Raw genomic sequence first — 3,161 nt, 5'->3', positions numbered from 1 at the left:
GCATGTTGAGGGGCAGCAACATCCTGCGTCTGGGCGACTTCAACCAGGCGGTGATCCTCGACCTCATCCGCCGCGACCCCGGCCAAAGCCGGACCGATCTGCAGCGGCAGTCGGGACTGTCGTCGCAGACCATCTCCAACATCACCCGGCGACTGCTCGACCTCGAGATGATCCGGGAGAACGCTCCGAGCGATGCGGGACGAGGGCGCCCGAGCATCCCGCTCGCCGTCAATGGGGCGGGAGCGTTCTCGGTCGGCGTCCACGTCGACCCCGCTCGGCTCACGATCATGCTTCTGGACCTCGGTGGACGCGTGCACCGGAGCGAGCACCTGCGGACACCGCAGACGTTCGACCCCGGTGAGATGACCTCGCTCATCGCGGTCAGCGCGGAACGCGTGATCCGCGAAGCCGGCGTCGATCGGGATCGGGTGCTGGGTGTCGGCATCGCGGTGCCGGGGCCGCTGGATGTGCGGTCGGGCACGGTGCTCGACCCGCCACAACTCCCCCGCTGGCGCGGTGTCCGTCTCCGCGCAGACCTGCACGATGCAACAGGCATGCCCGTCCTGCTCGACAAGGACGTCACGGCGTCGGCGACAGCGGAGTTGCGCGCATCCGCGCATTCCGACTTCCTCTTCCTGTACCTCGGGTCCGGCGTCGGCGCCGGCGTCGTCAGCCAGGGACAGGTCTTGCGCGGTGCGAGCAACAACATCGGAGAGATCGGCGACATCCTGGTCGATCCGGATGCCGAGGACCTGGGATGGAGCGGGCGCCGGGGCGGTCTCGCATCCGCCTGTGTTCCGGAGGCTCTGGCGATTCAGGCGGCCCAGGCCGGGCTGATGGATCTTCCCGACGTCACCGACCACCTGGCGCTCGACGACGCTTGCACCCGCCTCACTCGGCGGGCAGCGGAAGGCGACGCCGCCGCGGCGGCGATCCTTCGTCGAGCTGCGGAGCGGGTCGCGGTCGGTGTGGGCGTGCTCGTGAACTTCCTCGATGTCCCCCGCGTCGTGATCGGGGGACCCCTGTGGGACCGCGTGCGACCGACCTTCCTTCCCGTGATGGAGCGCGCCGTACGTCGAGAACTCGTGGTGTCACGTCCCGAGTTCCGCGTGGCCGGGTCGAGTGTGGGGGAACAGATAGCCGCGCAGGGGGCAGCGGAACTGGTCATGGACCACTTCCTCGCACCGCGGGCGACCACTCTGCTCATGGAGTAAGCCGCGTGCGTCCCGTCCGCACCCCGGGCCGGTCACGCGCGCGGGCTCAGCGCCAGGCGCGGGCGGACCGTCGACGCCAGTACGTCTCGGGGTCGACCGCGAGTCGACGACGCGTCTCTTCGTCGACGCGCACCGACCGGCTCGCGACGCCGCGCTCCAGCTGCGCCCGGGTGGACGCGCCACTGAGGACGATGTCGACTCCGGGCTGAGCCCGAGCAGCCCCGAGGGCGAAAGCGTCCAGAGGGAGCCCCGCGGCGGCGACGGCCAGCTCCCCTCCCGGGTCCGCCTCGGCGAGCTCGCCGTTGGCGAGGGCCTCCTTCACCACGACGGTCCATCCGTCGTCGTGGGCGCGGGCGAGTGCCGGCCCCACCGTGCCTTCGCGCAGGTTCCAGGTGGCCTGGACGACCGAGAACGGCGAACGATCGATCGTCCGGGCCTCGTCGATGACCACCGCCTGGTGCGGACCGCTCGTGGAGAGCCCCACCCGCACGCCCGTGTCGACGAGCCCGCGGAGCTCCTCGAGGAGGTCCGCATCGGCGAGCGCGGGGCTCTCGGGCGTCACCGAGTGGACGAGGTAGTAGTCGGGAGCACGGCCGAGCGCAGCGAGTGTCTCGGGCCATTGACGCCGGAACATCTCGACCGAATGCTCCTTGCGCTCGTGCACCGCGGCATCCATTCGCCAGTCGCCGACATACGCATAGCCCCACTTGGACCCGATCGTGAGCTCCGTGGCGCGGTCGGGGTGCAGCCGCAGCCACGCGCCGAGGAACTCCTCGGCGTGACCGTAGGACCGCGCCGCATCGACGTACCGGATGCCGAGCTGCCACGCCGCGTCGAGGAGCTCGTGGCTGCGTGCGCGCATCGCGTCGATCGTCCGGTCGCCCGGGTCGCCGAGGTCGCCGTCGCGTCCGACAGTGATGTACGCGGGGCGCCCCACGGCGGCGAGTCCGAGGCCGAGGGCCGCCGAGGGTACGGGATCGTCGCTCATGACACGACGTTAGCCCGCTGACGCCGACGGCCTTCAGCGTCGTTCCTCTTTCGGCCGCCGAAGCCAACCCCGACGGCGGCGAAAGAGCGCGAAGAAGTGACAGAGAAAGGCGAAGGCGGGCGAAAAAAGCCAGATCAAGCCACCGAAGAAACCGGGAATCTCTGACATGTGAATGCTGAGATGAGGGGGAATCGCACGGACGAAACGTACGGATGAATCTCTCGGCATTTTCGGGCCTGCAAACAATCCCGCTCGCCAAGTCATTCCGACCCTATTCCTAAGGGGAACGGACACCCCTTTCAAAAACCCCCAGAAATGGGGGTTTTCGTTCCCTGTCACCACCTTCGAGCGCGCACTCGCGCGCGCGCATGCCGCGGCTCACAGCGGCCGAGGCGGGTGCCCCCGAACGACGGCGCACCCCATGAATCCAGGCAACAGCGGGCGACACGGCCCGCCGAGTGAGGCTCGGCCCACCGGTCAGGATGAAATCTCCGGGAACGGCAGGCGACGAAAGAAGAGGAAAACAGCCTGCCGCATTCACCCGTACGAAACCTTCGGATTTCGCAAAATGACTCCCCTCCTGCCACTATGACTTCGGAAGGGAATTTGATGGCACGCGCTCGGACTGTCACGCACGCATATCGACTCGCAACCGGTTGGGAGAAGGTCGGTCGACGCCCCTTGACACCCGAATCCGCCCTCGAGTTGCGCTCCAAGGGGTACACGATGGTGGTGGCCAAGAGGGGATTCTTCGAGGCCCGTGAGATCTCGCTGAGCCAGCTGCTCCCGCCTCGATAAGAAGCGAAAACTAACCTGATTACAATTTAACGAATCGAACTATTAGGTCGCGCGGGCCGCGCATTCTTCGACGCCATTGGAGTCAAAGAATGCGCGACCCGGAATCAGCCTGGTCGTGTCGTCCTCGGAGATTTCTCAGGTCCTTCTCGGCGGCCTGCCGC

The 3,161-nt window shown here is 67.6% G+C and carries 2 protein-coding genes; one reads left to right on the top strand and one right to left on the bottom strand.

All coding sequences use genetic code 11. From position 1 onward, the window contains the following. Positions 1–1,214, top strand: a 1,214-nt coding sequence (locus tag LQV45_RS22690; protein WP_230008932.1) for an ROK family transcriptional regulator, incomplete at its 5' end; no start/stop codon positions are given. A gap of 46 nt (positions 1,215–1,260) precedes the next feature. Here the strand turns inward: LQV45_RS22690 and LQV45_RS22685 are convergent. After that, positions 1,261–2,202, bottom strand: coding sequence for an aldo/keto reductase (locus tag LQV45_RS22685; protein ID WP_230008931.1), 942 nt, complete (start codon positions 2,200–2,202; stop codon positions 1,261–1,263). Positions 2,203–3,161: the final 959 nt, after the last annotated feature.

The sequence above is a fragment of the Microbacterium sp. Bi128 genome (assembly GCF_918698205.1).
Note: the sequence above shows the minus strand (reverse complement) of the source record. Positions and strands in the feature narration are given on the sequence as shown.